This window comes from Massilia putida (assembly GCF_001941825.1).
In the GTDB taxonomy this organism is placed as follows: domain Bacteria; phylum Pseudomonadota; class Gammaproteobacteria; order Burkholderiales; family Burkholderiaceae_D; genus Telluria; species Telluria putida.
Window position 1 is genome coordinate 3,243,605 of record NZ_CP019038.1, and the last position, 17,528, is coordinate 3,261,132.

At 66.6% G+C, this 17,528-nt stretch carries 17 protein-coding genes; 6 read left to right on the forward strand and 11 right to left on the reverse strand.

The features are described 5' to 3' along the window. Nucleotides 1-3: 3 nt before the first annotated feature. From BVG12_RS16630 to BVG12_RS16655, 6 genes are all read right to left on the reverse strand, one after another. Nucleotides 4-507, reverse strand: a complete 504-nt coding sequence (locus BVG12_RS16630) for a DNA-deoxyinosine glycosylase (protein WP_075793377.1) — start codon at nt 505-507, stop codon at nt 4-6. Between the two features lie 109 nt (nt 508-616). Further along, nucleotides 617-2,122, reverse strand: a complete 1,506-nt coding sequence (locus tag BVG12_RS16635) for an efflux transporter outer membrane subunit (protein WP_075793378.1) — start codon at nt 2,120-2,122, stop codon at nt 617-619. A 1-nt stretch (nt 2,123) separates the two neighbouring features. Beyond that, nucleotides 2,124-5,333 (reverse strand): efflux RND transporter permease subunit, encoded by a 3,210-nt coding sequence (locus tag BVG12_RS16640; protein WP_075793379.1) that lies wholly within the window; start codon nt 5,331-5,333, stop codon nt 2,124-2,126. Between the two features lie 37 nt (nt 5,334-5,370). After that, complete coding sequence (locus BVG12_RS16645; RefSeq protein WP_075793380.1) at nt 5,371-6,597, reverse strand: efflux RND transporter periplasmic adaptor subunit; 1,227 nt, start codon at nt 6,595-6,597, stop codon at nt 5,371-5,373. A gap of 140 nt (nt 6,598-6,737) precedes the next feature. Further along, a complete protein-coding gene (locus tag BVG12_RS16650) occupies nt 6,738-7,598 on the reverse strand; it encodes an alpha/beta hydrolase (RefSeq protein WP_075793381.1) in 861 nt (286 codons plus the stop codon). Beyond that, nucleotides 7,595-7,822 carry a hypothetical protein gene (locus BVG12_RS16655; RefSeq protein ID WP_075793382.1) on the reverse strand — a complete coding sequence of 76 codons (228 nt, stop codon included), beginning with the start codon at nt 7,820-7,822 and terminating at the stop codon, nt 7,595-7,597. The genes BVG12_RS16650 and BVG12_RS16655 overlap by 4 nt, the downstream gene beginning before the upstream one ends. A gap of 171 nt (nt 7,823-7,993) precedes the next feature. On the opposite strand from BVG12_RS16655, the gene BVG12_RS16660 reads away from it, so the two are divergent. The 6 genes from BVG12_RS16660 to BVG12_RS34065 all read left to right on the forward strand — a co-directional run bounded on the left by BVG12_RS16660 (nt 7,994) and on the right by BVG12_RS34065 (nt 12,014). Next, nucleotides 7,994-8,959, forward strand: a complete 966-nt coding sequence (locus BVG12_RS16660; protein ID WP_075793383.1) for a LysR family transcriptional regulator — start codon at nt 7,994-7,996, stop codon at nt 8,957-8,959. Nucleotides 8,960-9,004: 45 nt separating this feature from the next. Next, a complete protein-coding gene (locus BVG12_RS16665) occupies nt 9,005-9,442 on the forward strand; it encodes an Mpo1 family 2-hydroxy fatty acid dioxygenase (protein ID WP_075793384.1) in 438 nt (145 codons plus the stop codon). 17 nt (nt 9,443-9,459) lie between these two features. Then, nucleotides 9,460-9,915: an outer membrane lipoprotein gene (locus BVG12_RS16670; RefSeq protein WP_075793385.1), complete on the forward strand. Its 456-nt coding sequence runs from the start codon at nt 9,460-9,462 to the stop codon at nt 9,913-9,915. Between the two features lie 232 nt (nt 9,916-10,147). Then, nucleotides 10,148-11,089 (forward strand): DMT family transporter, encoded by a 942-nt coding sequence (locus tag BVG12_RS16675; protein ID WP_075793386.1) that lies wholly within the window; start codon nt 10,148-10,150, stop codon nt 11,087-11,089. Beyond that, on the forward strand, nt 11,086-11,577 hold the full coding sequence (locus BVG12_RS16680; RefSeq protein WP_075793387.1) for a GNAT family N-acetyltransferase: 492 nt from the start codon (nt 11,086-11,088) through the stop codon (nt 11,575-11,577). The genes BVG12_RS16675 and BVG12_RS16680 overlap by 4 nt, the downstream gene beginning before the upstream one ends. A 245-nt stretch (nt 11,578-11,822) precedes the next feature. After that, nucleotides 11,823-12,014: a hypothetical protein gene (locus tag BVG12_RS34065; protein WP_156895655.1), complete on the forward strand. Its 192-nt coding sequence runs from the start codon at nt 11,823-11,825 to the stop codon at nt 12,012-12,014. On the opposite strand, the gene BVG12_RS16685 is transcribed toward BVG12_RS34065, so the two are convergent. Genes BVG12_RS16685 through hutG form a run of 5 tightly spaced genes read right to left on the reverse strand, consistent with a single transcriptional unit; the run spans nt 12,002 to nt 17,522 of the window. Next, nucleotides 12,002-13,474 (reverse strand): ABC transporter permease/substrate-binding protein, encoded by a 1,473-nt coding sequence (locus BVG12_RS16685; protein WP_083685120.1) that lies wholly within the window; start codon nt 13,472-13,474, stop codon nt 12,002-12,004. The two genes, BVG12_RS34065 and BVG12_RS16685, sit on opposite strands and share 13 nt — an antisense overlap. Nucleotides 13,475-13,504: 30 nt before the next feature. Further along, complete coding sequence (hutI, locus tag BVG12_RS16690; RefSeq protein ID WP_075793388.1) at nt 13,505-14,716, reverse strand: imidazolonepropionase; 1,212 nt, start codon at nt 14,714-14,716, stop codon at nt 13,505-13,507. Further along, nucleotides 14,709-15,326 (reverse strand): HutD/Ves family protein, encoded by a 618-nt coding sequence (locus BVG12_RS16695; RefSeq protein ID WP_075793389.1) that lies wholly within the window; start codon nt 15,324-15,326, stop codon nt 14,709-14,711. The genes hutI and BVG12_RS16695 overlap by 8 nt, the downstream gene beginning before the upstream one ends. A gap of 25 nt (nt 15,327-15,351) precedes the next feature. Continuing rightward, a complete protein-coding gene (locus BVG12_RS16700) occupies nt 15,352-16,725 on the reverse strand; it encodes a formimidoylglutamate deiminase (RefSeq protein ID WP_075793390.1) in 1,374 nt (457 codons plus the stop codon). Beyond that, complete coding sequence (gene hutG, locus BVG12_RS16705) at nt 16,722-17,522, reverse strand: N-formylglutamate deformylase (RefSeq protein WP_075793391.1); 801 nt, start codon at nt 17,520-17,522, stop codon at nt 16,722-16,724. The genes BVG12_RS16700 and hutG overlap by 4 nt, the downstream gene beginning before the upstream one ends. Nucleotides 17,523-17,528 lie beyond the last annotated feature (6 nt).

A 17,528-nucleotide genomic window follows, 5' to 3' on the forward strand; every position in this document is an offset into this window, starting at 1 on the left:
GCTTCAGCGTGGCTCGATCAGCTGCCGCCACACCGCCAATTTTTGTTCGAACGTCAGCGCCATATGCGCCGGAGAACTCGACGGCAGCACGACGGTGCGATACCCCTGCTGCGCGAACTGCGGCGCGAACTTGCCCGACGTCTGCCCGTTGAACCCGACCGTCTCCAGTTCGGGACACAGCCGGTGCAGCCGCTCGAAATCGTTGGCGGCCGGGTTGCGGATCGCGGAATCGAGGCTGCCTTCGCGCTCGCACGCGGCCAATACGTCCCACAAGCCGAAGCGGTGCGCCAGCAGGCGCGGCAGGCGGTCGGCATACGGCAGTGAATAGAGGTCTTCGCCGATCAGGGCGCCGACCAGTTTCCAGAACTGGTTGCGCGGGTGTGCGTAGTACTGCTGGGCGGCGAGCGACGCGGCGCCCGGGAAGCTGCCCAGGATGAGGATGCGCGTGTCCGGGGCGATGACGGGAGCGAGGCCAGTGAGTTGGGAAGAGTCGGATGAAGTCGGCATGCGCCGATTCTAGCCTGCGCCGGAAAAAAGCGGCGGTACGCTCGCACGTACCGCCGCAAAGGGCATTACCGGAATCACGGTAAAGCCAGGGACAGTGTGTCCTTGAGTCTTAATTCCGTGCCTGCGCCGTGTCATCCACGCGCGCCGTGGCATCCCAACCGCCGCCCAGCGCACGGATCAGCGCCACGGTGGTGATCGCACGATCGCCCCGCAACTGCACCGCATTGCGCTCGACGTTCGCCAGGTTGCGCTGCGCGTCCAGCAGTTCGAGGTAGCTGCCGCGGCCCGCGTCGTACAGCTTCTGCGCCAGGTCCGCCGAGCGGCGGGCGGAGAGCACCGCCGCTTCGATCTCGGCGCTCTGCCCCGCCAGGATGCGCAGGCCGGCCAGGTTGTCCTCGACTTCGGCGAAGGCCGTCAGGACGCTCTGGCGGTACGAACCCACGGCTTCTTCCAGCGCGGCCTCGCTGCGCACGACGTTGTTGCGGTTGCGGCCACCGTCGATCAGCGGCATCGACAGCGCGGCGCCCAGCAGCCACGAACGGCTGCTCCACTTGAACACTTCGGCGAAGCTGGTGCCGACGCCGCCGGTGCCCGCCGACAGGTTCAGCGCCGGGAACATCGCCGCGCGCGCGACGCCGATGCGGGCGTTGGCCGCTTCCATCGAGCGCTGGGCGCTGGCGATGTCGGGACGGCGCTCCAGCAACGTCGACGGCAGGCCGGCCGGGATCAGCGGCAGCGCCGCGGCGTCGGAGAGCGGACGCGAAGGCGCGGCGAAGTTCGAGGCCGGCTTGCCCAGCAGGACGGCCAGCGCGTGTTCCGCGGTGGCGCGCTGGCGTTGCAGGCCGATGGCTTCCGAACGCGCCGTCGCCAGTTCCGTCTTGGCCCGCGACAGGTCGAACTCGCCGATGTCGCCCGCGTCGAAGCGGCGGCCCGTCACGCGCACGCTTTCTTCGCGCAGCTGCACCGTGTGGTTGACGGTCGCGATTTCCGCATCGAGCGAACGGAGGCGGAAATAAGTCTGCGCCACATCCGCCTGCAGCGACAGCAGCACGGAGCGGTACGTCGCTTCCACCGCGCCGGCGTCGCCGCGCGCGGCCGCCACGTTCGATGACACCCGGCCGAACAGGTCGACCTCGTAGCTGGCCGACAGGCGCGCCGAATACGTGTTCGCGGCCGGGACATTCGTTCCCTTGGGCAGATTCGCTTCCAGCGGCGACAGGCGGGTGCGCTCGGCGCCGACGCCGACGCCGATCTGCGGGATGCGGTCCGCTTCTGCAATGCCGGCGATAGCGCGGGCTTCCTTCACGCGGGCGGCGGCCACCGTCAGGCTCTGGTTGTTCGCCGTCGCGTCAAGGATCAAGCCGTTCAGCGTCTCGTCGTTGAACGCACGCCACCATTCGCCGCGCGGCTGGGCTTCGGCCGGGCGGCCGACGGTCCACGTGGTGCCGTCGGCGGCGCTGCGCACGTCGTTGACGGCAGCGGCAGGTGCCGTTTGCGACTCTTTGAACGCCGTCGGCGTCGCAATCGTCGGTTGCTTGAATTCCGGGGCGGCGCACGCGGTCAGCAGCAGGGCTGCCATCAGCGGAGCGACACCTCTTGCAATCATCATTTTCATATCAGTTTCCTTCCAGGGCCGGAGCATGGTCGCCGCCGACGGCCTTCGGTGCCGTCTCGTGGGCGTGGGCATGCTTCGGCTTTTCGAAACGCTTGGCCAGGGTGCGCAGCAGGACGTAGAACACCGGCGTCAGGAACAGGCCGAAGAACGTCACGCCCAGCATGCCGGCGAACACCGCGACGCCCATCGCGTGGCGCATCTCGGCGCCGGCGCCGTGCGACAGCACCAGCGGCACCACGCCCATGATGAACGCGATCGACGTCATCAGGATCGGACGCAGGCGCAGGTGGCAGGCTTCCAGCGCGGCGGCCACGATGCTGCGGCCATGGTGTTCCAGCTCCAGTGCGAATTCCACGATCAGGATCGCGTTCTTCGATGCGAGACCCACCAGCACGAACAGGGCGATCTGCGTGAAGATGTTGTTGTCGCCGCCCGAGAGCTTCACGCCGATGAGGGCGCACAGGATCGACATCGGCACGATCAGGATCACGGCCAGCGGCAGCGTCCAGCTTTCGTACTCCGCGGCGAGCACGAGGAACACGAGCAGCACGCACAGCGGGAACACGTAGATCATGGTGTTACCGGCCAGGATGTCCTGGTAGGTCAGGTCGGTCCATTCGTACGAGATCCCTTTCGGCAGATTGGCCTTGACGATTTCTTCCATCGCGGCCTGCGCCTGGCCCGACGACACGCCCGGGGCCGGGCCGCCATTCAGCTCGGCGGCGACGTAGCCGTTGTAGCGCTGCACGCGGTCGGGACCGTACGTGTCCTTGATCTTCATGAGCGAGGACAGCGGGATCATCTCGCCCTTGTCGTTGCGGACTTTCAGCTGTGCGATCTGCTCGCGCTGCGAACGGAACGGCGCATCGGCCTGCACGCGCACCTGGTAGGTGCGGCCGAACTGGTTGAAGTCGTTCACGTACAGCGAACCGAGGTTGATCTGCAAGGTCTGGTTGATCTCGGCCAGCGGCACGCCCAGCTGCTTGGCTTTCACGCGGTCGACGTCGGCGAACAGTTGCGGCACGTTGATCTGGTAGCCCGAGAACACGCCCTGCAGGCGCTTGTCGGTCCACGCCTTGGCCTGGATGGCCTGCACGGCTTTATACAGTTCGTCGTAACCGACGCCGGCGCGGTCCTCGATCATCATCTTGAAGCCGCCGGTCGTGCCCAGGCCGTTCACGGGCGGGGGCGACAGCACCATCACGAACGCGTCCTCGATGGCGCCCATGCGCTTGTTGATCTCGGCGGCGATCGCCTCGGCGCTCTGCGCCTTGCCTTTACGTTCGTCGAACGGTTTCAGCGTCGTGAACACGATGCCGGCGTTCGGCGCGTTGGTGAAGCCGTTGATCGACAGGCCAGGGAAGGCGACCGACGATTCCACGCCCGGGATCTGCTTGGCGACGTCCGACATCTTGCGGATCACGGCGTCCGTGCGGTCGAGCGAGGCGGCGTCCGGCAGCTGCGCGAAGCCGATCAGGTAGGCCTTGTCCTGCGACGGCACGAAGCCGGGTGGCACGGCCTTGAACATGAAGATGCCGGCGATGGCGAGCAGCACGTACACGCCCAGGGCTGCGCTCTTGCGCTTCAGGACGCCCTTCACGCCATCTTCGTACTTGTGCGACGAGCGGCCGAAGAAGCGGTTGAAGGCGGCGAAGAAGCGGCCGAACACGACATCCATCGCGCGGGTCAGGCGGTCCTTCGGCGCGTTGTGCGATTTCAGCAGCGCGGCGGCCAGCGCGGGGGCCAGGGTCAGCGACGAGAACGCGGAGATCACGGTCGAGATGGCGATGGTCAGCGCGAACTGACGGTAGAACTGGCCGGTCAGGCCCGACACGAAGGCGATCGGGATGAACACGGCGCACAGCACGAGGGCGATCGCGATGATCGGGCCCGAGACTTCCTTCATCGCCTGCACGGTCGCATCATGCGGGTTCAGGCCGTTCGCGATGTTGCGCTCGACGTTCTCCACCACGACGATCGCATCGTCCACCACGATACCGATGGCCAGCACGAGGCCGAACAGCGACAGCGTATTGATCGAGAAGCCGCAGGCGAGCATCACCGCGAACGTACCGACGACGGACACCGGCACCGCCAGTAGCGGGATCACCGAGGCGCGCCACGTCTGCAGGAACACGATGACGACGAGCGCCACCAGGATCACCGCTTCGATCAGGGTGTGGATCACGGAGTCGATCGACTCGCGCACGAATTGGGTCGGGTCGTACACAATGCTGTATTCGACGCCTTCCGGGAAATCTTTCGACAGTTCCTTCATCTTGGCGCGCACGTCCGACGACAGCTGCAGCGCGTTGGCGTTCGGCGCCTGGAAGATGGGGATCGCGACGGCCGACTGGTTGTCCAGCAGCGCGCGCAGGGCATACGAGTTCGAGCCCATCTCCAGACGTGCGACGTCCTTCAGGAGTGTCGTTGCGCCGTCGGCATTGGTCTTGATGACGATGTTGCCGAACTCCTCGACCGATTGCAGGCGGCCCTGCGTGTTGACGGTCAGCTGGAAGTCCGCGCCTTTCGACGGCCCCTGGCCGACGACACCGGCCGCCACCTGCACGTTCTGCTCGCGGATCGCGTTCACGACGTCGCTGGCGGTGAGGTTGCGTGCGGCGACCTTTTGCGGATCGAGCCAGACGCGCATGGCGTAGTCGCCCGAACCGAACAGCTGGACTTCGCCCATGCCGTTGATGCGCGCCAGTTCGTCCTTGACGTTCAAGGTCGCGTAGTTGCGCAGATACAGGTCGTCATAGCGGCCGTCCGGCGAGCGCAGGTGGACCACCATCGTGATGTTGGGCGAGCTCTTGACGGTCGTGACGCCGATCTGGCGCACCTCGTCCGGCAGGCGCGGGAGCGCGCGCTGGACGCGGTTCTGCACGGCCGTCTCGGCCTGCTCGACGTTGGTGCCGATCTTGAAGGTCACCGTCAGCATCAGCGCGCCGTCGGAGGTGTTCTGCGACGTCATGTACAGCATGTTTTCGACGCCGTTGATTTCCTGCTCCAGCGGCGTCGCGACGGTTTCCGCGATGACCTTCGGATTGGCGCCCGGGTACTGGGCGCGCACCACCACGGAGGGCGGCACGACGTCCGGGTACTCGGAGATCGGCAACTCGAAGATCGAGATGAGGCCGGCCACGAAGACCAGCACCGACAGCACGGCCGCGAAGATCGGCTTGTCGACGAAAAAGCGTGAGATGTTCATGTGTTCTTGTCCCTCGAATTCTTGTGGGATGACTTCCTTATTTGCCGCTATCCGCCAGCGCCAGCTTCGTGTCCTTGGCGGGCGCCTTGGCCGGCGCCAGCGAAGCGACCATCGGCACCACCTGGGCCGTGATGGGGGAGCCCGGATGCACGCGCTGCAGGCCGTTGACGACGATCTTCTCGCCCGGTTTCAGGCCGGCGCGCACCACGCGCAGGCCGTCGACGACGGGTCCGAGCTTCACTTCGCGGTACTCGGCCTTGCCGTCCGCGCCGACGACGAACACGAACTTGTGGCTCTGGTCCGTGCCCACCGCGCGGTCCGTGATCAGCAGCGCCGGCTTGGCGTCGCCGCCGCCGATCCGCACGCGGGCGAACAGGCCGGGCGCCATGGCGCGGTCCTTGTTCTCGAACGTGGCGCGCATGCGCACGGAACCGGTCTGCGAGTCGAGCTGGTTGTCGACGAATTCCAGCTTGCCCTCGTGCGGGTAGCCGTCTTCGTTGACGAGGCCGACGTTCACCGGCACCGATTGCCCCTCGTGCGCCTGCTTGGCGACGCGCAGATAGGTTTCCTCGTCGCCGTCGAAGCTGGCGTAGATGCGGTCCAGCGACACGACCGACGTCAGCACGGCCGATGCATCGACCAGGTTGCCGAGGGTGATCTCGGCCTTCGACACGCGGCCGTTGATCGGCGAGACGACGCGGGTGTACGACAGGTTCAGGCGCGCTGCTTCGGCTTGCGCTTCGGCGGCGCGGGCGGACGCGTCGAGTTCCTTCTGGCTCGAGAGGCTGGCATCGTATTCGCGCTGCGCGATGGCCTTGTCGCCCAGCAGGCGCTCGGCACGGGCCAGTTCGACGCGGGCCAGGTCGGCCTTGGCGCGGGCCGATTTCGCGGCCGCCTGGGCACGTTCGGCTTCGGCCTGGTACGGACGCGGATCGATCACGAACAGCACGTCGCCCTTCTTGACTTCCGCACCCGGCTTGAAGTTGACGGCCGTGATGTAGCCCGACACGCGCGGACGGATCTCGACCCGCTCGATGGCTTCGAGACGGCCCGAGAATTCCTGCGTTTCGGCGACCGGCTTCTCCAGCACCACGGCGGCCGACACCGGCGGACCTGCCTGCGCCTGGGTCTGCGCTTCGGCGCTCTTACCTGTCGCATCCGAGCATCCGGCGAGGGTGGACATAAATGCGGCCGCGACGCCGGCGGCGCCCAGCGCCAGCACGACGGGACGCACGGCCGTCTGGAATTGTTGAATCGTTTTCATTGGTTAGCCCTCCGTTATTGACTATTTATTAATGATTGGACGAAAACGGTCCTTCCCAGTCTTTTTCAGGAAAAGACAGGTCTCCCGTGCCTCGCCAGGCACGTTGTTATGGTTGGTGGTGGATTAAACGATCCGCAGGATCAACAGCTGGCCGGCTCTTCTTCCTCGTCGAGGCCGGCAATAAAGTTGGCGATCTCGGACAATGCATGTCCTCGACAAGCACACGTATCGCGTGCATTCGGTTCCTGCAGGCGTTGTGCCGCCTGCAGACGCCTGACCGTCGTCGGCACGCCCGACTGGATCAGTTTGCCGCCATAGGCTTCCGCTTCGTCGCGCAGCGGGTCGTCCTCGATCGACAGGATCAAGGCCGGCGGCAAATTCTTCAAACGGCTCGACTGCAGCGGCGACGCATACGGATGGCTGCGGTCGGCCGCGTGCGGCAGATAACCCCGGTAGGCGGCGGCGCATTCGTCGAACACCTTGGCCTTGTCGGGGCAGGTCGGCATCTCGCGCATCGAGCAGGTCGACAGGCCCGGGTCGAGCATCGGCATCAAGAGGATCTGGCCGGCCAGCCGCGGCGCGCCCCGGTCGCGCGCCATCAGCGTGCACACGGCCGCGAGGTTCGCGCCCGCTTCGATGCCCGCGACCAGCATGCGCTTGCCCGTCCAGCCGAGCTTCGTCTTGTTCTTCTTTGCCCACATCAGCACGGCATGCGCATCCTCGGCGGCGGCGGGGAACGGCTTCACCGTCGCCAGCGTATAGGTCGACGACAGCACGACCGGATAGCCGCTCGCTTCGGACAGGTGGCGCAGGAACGGATCGGCGTCTTCCAGGTCGCCGTCGACGAAGCCGCCGCCATGGAAGAACACGATCAATACGTCGCGCTTGCCGTCGACGGCGGCCTTGTACAGGCGCGCCGCCAGCGGTCCTTCCGCGCCCACGACCTGCAGGTCACGTACCGTCAGCGTATGGCCGTCGTCCGGTTTGCGCGCCACGCTCATCGATTCACCTCGCGATTCACCTCGTTGGCCGCCACCAGCACGGCCGGGATCGCGTTCGCATCGCATTGTTCGCCCTTTGCGACGACGTGGAACAGCGCATCGTAGCCGCGCGCCTCGGCGCCGGCCGCACGCGCGTACTCGTCGGTGAGTACCGTGCCTGCCATGGCCACTACGCCGAGTATCAGCCCGAACACTGCCGCGACTGCATCGCGATGCGCTTTCATGATCCTCTCCTTGGGTTTTACAAATACTGCATTTACCAGCTACCGTACCGACACTATAGTCTTCATCTACAATCCAATAAATAGCGCATTTACGAATCCATTGTTCAGATTTTTGAACAATCACACATTCTCACGATCAAAATGACGTGAGCTGATCGATAAGGTTGTGTCATGAACAAGCTACAAGCCATGGAAGTCTTCGTGCAGGTCGTCGACGCCGGCAGCTTCACGCGCGCGGCCGAGTTGATGAACCTGCCCAAAGCGACGGTGTCGACGCTCGTGCAGGCGCTCGAAGGGGCGCTGTCGGCCAAGCTGCTGCACCGGACCACGCGCCAGGTGACGGTGACCACCGACGGCGCCGCCTATTACGAGCGCTGCCTGCGCATCCTGTCCGACGTGCGCGACGCCGAGGAATCGCTGTCGCGCACGCGCCTGTCGCCCAGCGGCCGGCTGCGCGTCGACGCGCCGACCGGGATTTCGAGCGAGATCCTCGTGCCCGCCCTGCCCGCGTTCTTCGAGCGCTATCCGGACATCATGCTGGAACTGGGCAGTTCCGACCGCCCCGTCGACCTCGTCGAGGAAGGCGTCGACTGCGCGGTGCGCGGCGGCGCGTTGGGCGACACGAGCCTGATCGCGCGGCGCGTGGGCGTTATCAATTTCCTGACGGCAGCTTCGCCCGCGTACATCGCGCGCCACGGCATGCCCCAGCATCCGCGCGACCTCGACCGTCACCGCTGCGTGAATTATTTCTCGGCCAAGACGGGCAAGATCCACGACTGGGATTTCACCCGCGGCGACGAGCGTATCGAGGTGCCGATGCGCGGCGTGATCGCGCTGAACGATTCGAACGCGTACGTGGAAGCGGGGCTGGCGGGACTGGGCGTCATCCAGATGACGGATTACCTGCTCGACAAGCACGTGGAGACCGGGCGCATGGTGCAGGTGCTGCCGGACTGGCGCAGCGACCCTGTGCCGGTGCATGTCGTGTATCCGCAGAACCGCCACCTGTCCGCCAAGGTGCGCGTGTTCGTCGAATGGGTGGCCGAATTGTTCGCCGCGAACCCGTATATGCATATGGGTGCGATGCCCCGGACGCCGGCGCCGACGGTACCATCGCCGGTCCCGCTCACGGCGTAAGCACAGGTGTAGAATCGACATCACAATCACGGACAGGAGGCCCCGATGACCCAGCCGCGCACGATCGACGTGCTGCTCGACCAGTACAGCGACAGCCACCGCAACCCGACCAACGAGCTGATCCACTTCGTGTGCGTGCCCGTGATCGTGTTCACCTTGCTGGGCATCCTGTGGAGCATCCACCCGGTGCTGGCCGTCGGCGCGGTGCTCGCGGCGCTCGTGTATTACTTCCGCCTGTCGCCGCCGTTCGCGTTCGGCATGCTCCTGATGAGCGCCGTGATGCTGGCCGTGCTGGCGCTTATGCCGCCGTTCACCGTGCTGCCGCTGTCGATCGCGATCTTCGTCGTCGCGTGGATCGGCCAGTTCATCGGCCACAAGATCGAGGGCAAGAAGCCGTCGTTCCTCGACGACCTGCGCTTCCTGCTGATCGGTCCGCTGTTCGTGCTGGGTTTCCTGTATCGTCGCCTGCACGTCGCTTATTGAATTGTTTTGGAGTGCCCATGAAACGACTATCTACCTTTACCCTCGTCTCGCTGACCGCCCTGCTCGCCGCCTGCGCGGGCCCGTCGAACTCGGGCAGCGTCTACAGCAGTTACCAGACGATGAATGAACAGTCGGTGCGCATGGGCACCGTGGAATCCGTGCGCAACGTGACCATCGCCAACCCGGAATCCGGCGTCGGCACCATGACCGGCGCCGCGCTGGGCGGTCTGGGCGGCTCGCAGGTCGGGCACGGCAACGGCTCGGCCGCCGTCGGCATCCTGGGCGCCGTCGCGGGCGGCATCATCGGCAACCGCGTCGAGAACCAGGCCAACAACCGGCCCGGCTTCGAAATCACGGTCAAGCTCGACAACGGCGAACTGCGCTCCATCACGCAGGCGGCCGACGAGATGTTCAGGCCGGGCGAGCGCGTGCGGCTGCTCAGCAACGGGTACACGACGCGGGTCACGCACTGATTACTCGTCGTTCCCGCGAAAGCGGGAACAGCCCACCGGCGTGTTCCCCCATGCTAAGCCGCGGCATCAGGCCGCCTTCGCAAGCTCGGCATGGAGGGCATACTGCTGGGGGCACTATTCCCGCGTGCGCGGGAGTCATTTCCGGCACTGCCGGAAATGACGGTACCTCGGCGGCCCGGACTGTCGCAAATTTGGTATCCCAACAGCATCGCGAAGCACGTATACTTTCGCGATGCCCTCCTACGCCCTGTTCACCATCGCCTCCCTGATCTGGGGATCGACATTCTTCGCGATCACCCTCGAGCTGGGCGAAGTGCCGCCCGCCGTGTCGGTCGTCTACCGGTTCGCGCTCGCGTCCCTGACGTTGTTCGCGTTCTGCCTGCTGCGCGGCGACACGCTGCGGCTGCCCTGGCGCGTGCAGCGCTGGGTCTTGCTGCAGGGCTTCTTCATGTTCTGCGTGTCGTACGTCTGCACCTATCACTCCGAACAATACGTCGTCTCGGCCCTCGTCGCCGTGCTGTTCGCGCTGATGGTGTTCTGGACGCCGGTCTGCGCGCGCCTCGCGTTCGGCACGCCGATCCCGCGCCGCACCTGGGGCGCCGGCGCGGCCGCGATCACCGGCGTCACGCTGCTGTTCTGGCATGCGATCGGCAATGCGCTCCGCGAACTGAACCAGGGCGGACAAGGCCACTTCATCCTCGGCCTCGTGCTGGGCATTGCCGCGTCGATCGCCAGTTCGGCCGGCAGCATCGTCGTCGGCAAGGTGCGCGAGGCATCGAGCAACCTCGTGTTGACGACGGGCTGGTCGATGTTCTGGGGCACGTGCATGGTCGCCGCCTGGTGCCTCGCGACGGGCCAGCCCTTCATCATTCCGCGCACGGCCAGCTATGTGCTGGGCCTGCTGCACCTGTCGATCTTCGGTTCGGTCGTCGCATTCATCTGCTACTTCACGCTGATCAACCGCATCGGTTCGAACAAGGCCGTGTACATCGGCGTAATCACGCCCGTGATTTCCGTGCTGCTGTCGATCAAGCTCGAACACTACCGCCCCGGGCCCGCCGAATGGCTGGGCATGGTCGTCTGCCTGGGCAGCGTCGCCTGGGCCCTGCGCACGCCTGCCGCCAATCCGGCCGAATCCGTCAACCTCAACGACGCAATCGAAACGACTCCATGACTCTTGACACCACCTTCGCCATCCGCCCCGCCACCCCGGCCGACGTCACCCATATCCAATCGATGATCGTCGAGTTGGCCGTGTTCGAAAAGCTCGAGCACCTCGTCGTCGCGACGGAAGAGAAATTGCACGAAGGTTTATTTGGCGCGCATCCCGCCTGCGAAGCGATCGTCGGCGAGGTCGATGGCGAAGTCGTGACGTTCGCATTATTCTTCCACAATTTCTCGACGTTCTTGACCAAGCGCGGCCTGTACCTGGAAGACCTGTACGTGCGGCAATCGCAGCGCGGCAAGGGCATCGGCAGCCGCATGTTGAAACACCTGGCGCGCCTGGCCGTCGAGCGCGGCTGCGGCCGCTTCGAGTGGTCGGTGCTGGATTGGAACGCGCCGGCGATCAATTTTTATAAGTCAATGGGCGCCGAGATCTTGCCCGACTGGCGCATCTGCCGCGTCACGGGCGCGCCGCTGGAAGCGCTGGCCGAAGTCTGATTCAGGCAAGAAAAAACCCACGGGCTGCATCGCGGCGCCGTGGGTGAACCCATTCATTGATGGGGAGGGGAGACTTGAATCCAACGGTTTCACTATAAGCGTCACGCGGCGGCATTTGCAGATTCCTTACAAATGCTTACCTCGGTAACAGAAAGCTGTCATTTCGTGGGCCGGGCCCGATTGAGTGATCACAAATTCAAGAACGCGTCGAGCGGGACAATGTGGTCAATCACGAGGACACGGACATGAAAACGCCAACAAAACCGCACAGCATGTCGATTACCAGATGGGTCTACCGGGCCTGGCTGCGTTCCCGTATCGACACGTACACCCGCAGCCTGCACGCGATCGCCGTCCAGCGCGAAAACGATTTTCACGCGGAACGCATCCTGCACCGCGCGATCTCGACCACCCGCTCCAAGCTTCAATCCCTGTAGCGTCCGCGCGCCAGCAGGCGCTCGCCCAGTTCGAAGGTCGCCTGCGTCAGCAAGGCCAGCAACGCCGCCGGAATCGCACCGGCCAGCAGCATGTCGTTGTCGTTCAGCGCGAGGCCCGTCGTGATGCGCTCGCCGAAGCCGCCGGCGCCGATGAAGGCGGCGATGGTTGCCGTGCCGACGCTCATCACGGCCGCCGTCTTGATGCCGGCCAGGATGGTCGGCGCGGCCAGCGGCAGCTCGACCTGCACCAGCGATTGCCACCGGGTCAGCCCCAGCGCCAGCGCCGCCGTGCGCAGGCCGGACGGCACTTCCAGCAGCCCCGTGCACGTATTGCGCACGATGGGCAGCAACGCGTAGGCGCACAGGGCGACGAGGGCCGGGACGGTGCCGATGCGGCCGAGCAGCGGGATCAGGATCGCCAGCAGCGCCAGCGACGGCACCGTCTGCAGCACGCCCGCCACGGCCAGCACGGCCTGGCGCAGGCGCGGCACGAGCGCGGCCACGATGCCGAGCGGAATGCCGGCGACGCAACCGAGCAGGACGGCAAAGACGACCAGCAGCACATGTTGGCGCGCGAGGTTGATAAAGCCATTGCCAAAGGTTTTGGCGAGCAGGCCGTCGCGCGCGGTGGACGGCGCATCATGGGCCAACCACGCACGTGCGATGGCGGCAAAGCCCTGCCCATCCAGCTCGGCCGCCGCATTCATGGCGATCATGTCGTCGGCGTTGATGCTGCCTTCCAATTTTTCGATGGCACGCCAGGCTTGCGGAAACCGCTGCGGCACATCGAGCCGGTACAACAACACGGCGTCGTAGCGCGGAAAATAGTGCTTATCGTCGTCCAGCACGCGCAAGCCGTACTGGCGGATCTTGGCGTCCGTCGAATAGATATCGATGGCATCGACCTGCCGCTGCGCCAGCGCCTCGTAGGCGATGCCGTGGTCCAGGCCGCGCGGTTGCTGCGTCAGGCCGTAGCGCCGCGCGAGGCCGGGCCAGCCGTCCGCGCGCCCGAGGAATTCATGCGACAGCCCGATTTTCACCTCCGGATGGGCCGCCAGGTCGGACAGGCGGCGCAGATCGACATCGCCGCGCACGGCCAGCGCATAACCGTTGGAAAAGCCCAGCGGCACGGCCACGCCCAGGCCCAGCGGACGCAGCGCCGCGCGCATGGCATCGAGCGACGTCGGCGCCTGATTCTTGAGGATTTCCAGATCGATCGTGCCCAGGTATTCGGGATAAACGTCGATCGCGCCCGAGCGCAGCGCACCCAGCACGATGGCCGTGTTGCCCATTCCCTGTTTATGCTCGGCAGGTCCCGTGCGCGCGGCCGTCTGGGTGAGGATTTCGCCCAGGATGTAGGACTCGGTAAAGCGCTTGGAGCCCACGCGCAGGGTGTCCCCGGCGTGCACGGACGACAGGATGCCGGCGCAGGCGAGCACCAGCATGGCGAATCTCAGCATGCGGTTTCCGATGGCGTTGTGGATGAGCGGTCAGGATACCCGATCGCGCCACACGCCGGCACGGACGACGCCGCGGCACGGATTCGCACCGATCGCATACGCCAGGTCGGCCGGGCGGGCGATGTCCCACAGGGCGAAGTCGGCGCGTTTGCCGGCTTCGAGCGTGCCGGCATCCGCGCGGCCCAGCGCGCGCGCCGCGTTGACAGTCACGCCGCGCAGGGCTTCCAGCGGCGTCAGGCGCCACAGCGTACACGCCATGTTCATCGCCAGCAGCAGCGACGTCATGGGCGACGTGCCCGGATTGCAGTCGGTGGCGACGGCCAGCGGCACGCCCGCGTCGCGCAGCTGCGCGAGCGGCGGCATGCGCGTCTCGCGCAGGAAGTAATAGGCGCCGGGCAGCAACACGGCGACGGTACCCGCGCGCGCCATCGCGGCCACGCCGTCGGGCGACAGCCACTCGAGGTGATCGGCCGACAGCCCGCCATACCGCGCCACGAGCGCCGCCCCGCCCTGGTCCGACAACTGCTCCGCATGCAGCTTCACGGGCAGGCCGAGGCGCTGCGCCACGTCGAACACGCGCGCCGTCTGGTCGTGCGAGAAGCCGATGCGCTCGCAGAACGCATCGACGGCATCCACGAGACCTTGCGCGGCCAGCGCCGGCAACATCTCGCTGCACAGCATGTCGATGTAGTCGTCGGCGCGGCCCGCGTACTCGGGCGGCAGCGCGTGCGCGCCGAGGAACGTCGTGCACACGTCCACCGGCAACAGCTCGCCGACGCGGCGCGCCACGCGCAGCATCTTCGCTTCCGTATCGAGATCGAGGCCGTAGCCGGACTTGATCTCCAATGTCGTCACGCCCTCGGCCAGCAGGGCCCGGATGCGCGGCAGGCTGGCGCTGAATAAATCGTCCTCCGATGCCGCACGGGTGGCGCGCACGGTCGACATGATGCCGCCGCCCGCCCGCGCGATGTCTTCATAGGTGGCGCCGTTCAGGCGCGCTTCCCATTCGTCGCTGCGGTTGCCCGCGTAGACGACGTGCGTGTGGCAGTCGACGAGGCCGGGCGTCAGCCAGAGGCCGCCGCAATCGTGGGTGGTCGCGGCCGGCGGGGCATCGCGACGCGGTCCCACCCAGGCGATGCGTCCGGCGCGCACGGCCACGGCGCCATCCTCATTGACGCCGTAGCCGTCCGCCAGCGTGGCCAGGCGCGCGTTCGTGTACAGGACATCGGCCTGTTCACTCATACATGCCGTCCTCGTCTTCCAGATCGTTCTCGTCGTCGTAGTACTGGATGTCGACGATGAAGATGACGCCCTGCTCCGCCCGCAGCTTCCACGTGGTGTCGGGGTCGATCACGACGGCGTCGAAGCGCACGAGGTTGATGCGCTGGTCGTCGCTGCAGAGTTCGAGGCTGTCGCCTTCGGCCAGGAACAGCACGGTGACGTCGGCGCGCGCGACGAACGTGGAGTCGCCGTCCAGCTGGCGGCGGCCGAAGCGGTGCCAGCAGCGGTCGGTGCGGGTCATCACGTTGAAGTCGGTGCTGGGGCCGCGATTCAGCTTGGCTTCCACACGCGATTCGCCGTCGAACGCGGCGACCGGCTCGGCCTTCGACAGCAAGGTGGGCGCGCCGTCGATCTCGAGCGTCATGCCATGCCCGTCGACCAGCACCAGCGTGCGCTCGACGCCGGGAAAGACGGAGAACGGGCCGTCGTTCGCGATCGTGGCCAGGCTCACGCGCCAGTCGAAGGTTTCGAAGTCGGCGTCCGGCGGGAACACGGCGATCTCGGTCGTACTGCCGCCGCCGTTCTTCCACGACACCGGTTCGAGGCCTGCATACGGAATCAGCATCGTCATGGCTTGCCCCTCATCGTCGTTGGAATCAATGTGCGTGCAGTGTACGCGCTGCGGCCTTGTAGCGCTGCGCGATCGCATCCTGCGCCTTGTGGCGGCCGCCCTGCACCACCCAATGACCGCCGGCCAGCACGTCGCGCACGAGATTGTCGTTGCCGCTGAACAGGAAGCGGCCGAGCACTTCGTGCGGCGGCACGCCGTCCAGGTTCGGGTGCGCGCTGTCCAGCACGAGCAGGTCGGCGCGGCGGCCCGGGGTCAGCACGCCGAGACGGCGCCCGGCCGCCTGCGCGCCGCCCAGCAGCGCCTGGCGCCACAGGAAGCCGGCGACGTCGCGCTCGTCGCCGTGCACGGCGATGTTCCGGCGCTGGAGCGCGAGGCGCTGGCCGTATTCCAGCCAGCGCAATTCTTCGACCGGGCTCTGCGACACGTGGCTGTCGCTGCCGATGCCGAAGCGCCCGCCCGCCGCGATGTACGGCGCCAGCGGGAACAGGCCGTCGCCCAGGTTCGCTTCCGTCGTCGGACACAGGCCCGCGACGGCGCCGCTGGCCGCGAGCCGGTCGCGCTCGCCGTCCGACAAATGCGTCGCATGCACGAGGCACCAGCGCGCGTCGACGCCGACTTGCTGCATCAGGTAATCCACGGGACGCATGCCGGTCGCCTCGACACACTGCGCCACTTCGAGCTGCTGCTCGGCGATGTGGATGTGCAGCGGCCGCCCGGCCGGCAGCGCCTGCGCCAGCTCGCGCAGCTGGGCGGCCGACACGGCGCGCAGCGAATGGGGCGCCGCGCCCACTTCCAGCTGGGGACCGCGCAGCGGTTCGAGCGCTTCGACGATGCGCAGCACCTGCGCCGGATCGGTGCGGAAGCGTTCCTGGTCCTGACGCAAGGGCGTGTCGTTGAAGCCCGCGTAGGCATACATCACGGGCAGCAGGGTCACGCCGATGCCCGATTCGTGCGCGGCCTGGGCGATGCGCTGCGCCGTCTCGGCCGGCTGGCCGTAGACGTGGCCGCCCGGTGCCCGCTGCACGTAATGAAATTCGCAGACGGCCGTGTAGCCGTGGCGCAGGCATTCCGCGTACAGCTGCGCGGCGACGGCCTCCATCTGCTCGGGCGTGATGCGGTTGGCGACGCGGTACATCAGGTCGCGCCACGTCCAGAAGCTGTCGGGGCTGCGGTCAGGTCCACTTTCCGCGCGCTCCGTCAGTCCGCCGATCACGCGCTGGAACGCATGCGAATGCAGGTTGATCATGCCCGGCAGGACGTAGTCCACGCGCGCCACGCCGAGCGGCGGCGAGGCGTCCGGTGCGGCCTTCGTCAGGTCGCCGCGCACGTCCCATTCGAGCAGCACGTCCCGCTGCCAGCCCTCGGCCAGCAGCGCGTGGCGCGCGAACAGGGCGTTCACGCGTGGCCTCCCGCGCGCGCCCAGGCGATCGCATGCTCCAGCAATTCGCGCAACAGCGGCTGCACCTTGCCGGCGACGTCGGGCTGGTAATCGAAAGTGGGCGCTTCGTTCATGTACAGACTCTGGCACATCTCGAGCTGGATCGCGTGCACGCCGGCCGCCGGATTGCCGTAGAAGCGCGTGATGTGGCCGCCCTTGAAGCGGCCGTTGAAGACGAAGGAAAAGCGGTCCTGGGATTCCGCCACGCGCATCATCTCGCCCTGCAGCTGCAGCGAGCACGACCGGCCGTCGGCCGTGCCGAAGTTCAGGTCGGGCAGGCGGCCGTCGAAGAAGCGCGGGACGACGGACGCGATCGAATGCGCATCCCACAGCACCACCTGGCCGTGCAGCGCGAGCAGGCGATCGAGTTCCGCGCGCAGCTGCCGGTGGTAAGGCCGCCAGTACAAGTCGAGGCGCCGTTCGATCTCGTCGGCATCCGGCTCGCGGCCGTCCTGGTACAGGCGCTCGCGCGCGAACGTGTCGACGGGGCACAGGCGCGTCGTGTCCTGGCCCGGGTACAGATTCGTGTCCTCGGGCGGGCGGTTCAGGTCGATGACGTAGCGCGACCAGCGGGCCGACAGGGTCGAGGCGCCGATGCCGTCCGCGAACGCGTACAGGTCGGGCAGGTGCCAGTCCGTGTCGGCCCGGACCAGCGCGCACGGCGCCATGGTCGCCGCGATGTCGTCGGGAATGTCGGTGCCGGCGTGCGGCATCGACAGCAGCAGCGGCACCGAACCTGGCTTGAACCTGAAATCCATCGTGAC

Excerpts from the sequence above, each read along its gene's own strand:
- BVG12_RS16630 (WP_075793377.1), bottom strand. The coding sequence starts at position 507 with ATGCCGACTTCATCCGACTCTTCCCAACTCACTGGCCTCGCTCCCGTC.
- BVG12_RS16635 (WP_075793378.1), bottom strand. The coding sequence starts at position 2,122 with ATGAAAATGATGATTGCAAGAGGTGTCGCTCCGCTGATGGCAGCCCTG.
- BVG12_RS16640 (WP_075793379.1), bottom strand. The coding sequence starts at position 5,333 with ATGAACATCTCACGCTTTTTCGTCGACAAGCCGATCTTCGCGGCCGTG.
- BVG12_RS16645 (WP_075793380.1), bottom strand. The coding sequence starts at position 6,597 with ATGAAAACGATTCAACAATTCCAGACGGCCGTGCGTCCCGTCGTGCTG.
- BVG12_RS16650 (WP_075793381.1), bottom strand. The coding sequence starts at position 7,598 with ATGAGCGTGGCGCGCAAACCGGACGACGGCCATACGCTGACGGTACGT.
- BVG12_RS16655 (WP_075793382.1), bottom strand. The coding sequence starts at position 7,822 with ATGAAAGCGCATCGCGATGCAGTCGCGGCAGTGTTCGGGCTGATACTC.
- BVG12_RS16660 (WP_075793383.1), top strand. The coding sequence starts at position 7,994 with ATGAACAAGCTACAAGCCATGGAAGTCTTCGTGCAGGTCGTCGACGCC.
- BVG12_RS16665 (WP_075793384.1), top strand. The coding sequence starts at position 9,005 with ATGACCCAGCCGCGCACGATCGACGTGCTGCTCGACCAGTACAGCGAC.
- BVG12_RS16670 (WP_075793385.1), top strand. The coding sequence starts at position 9,460 with ATGAAACGACTATCTACCTTTACCCTCGTCTCGCTGACCGCCCTGCTC.
- BVG12_RS16675 (WP_075793386.1), top strand. The coding sequence starts at position 10,148 with ATGCCCTCCTACGCCCTGTTCACCATCGCCTCCCTGATCTGGGGATCG.
- BVG12_RS16680 (WP_075793387.1), top strand. The coding sequence starts at position 11,086 with ATGACTCTTGACACCACCTTCGCCATCCGCCCCGCCACCCCGGCCGAC.
- BVG12_RS34065 (WP_156895655.1), top strand. The coding sequence starts at position 11,823 with ATGAAAACGCCAACAAAACCGCACAGCATGTCGATTACCAGATGGGTC.
- BVG12_RS16685 (WP_083685120.1), bottom strand. The coding sequence starts at position 13,474 with ATGCTGAGATTCGCCATGCTGGTGCTCGCCTGCGCCGGCATCCTGTCG.
- hutI (WP_075793388.1), bottom strand. The coding sequence starts at position 14,716 with ATGAGTGAACAGGCCGATGTCCTGTACACGAACGCGCGCCTGGCCACG.
- BVG12_RS16695 (WP_075793389.1), bottom strand. The coding sequence starts at position 15,326 with ATGACGATGCTGATTCCGTATGCAGGCCTCGAACCGGTGTCGTGGAAG.
- hutG (WP_075793391.1), bottom strand. The coding sequence starts at position 17,522 with ATGGATTTCAGGTTCAAGCCAGGTTCGGTGCCGCTGCTGCTGTCGATG.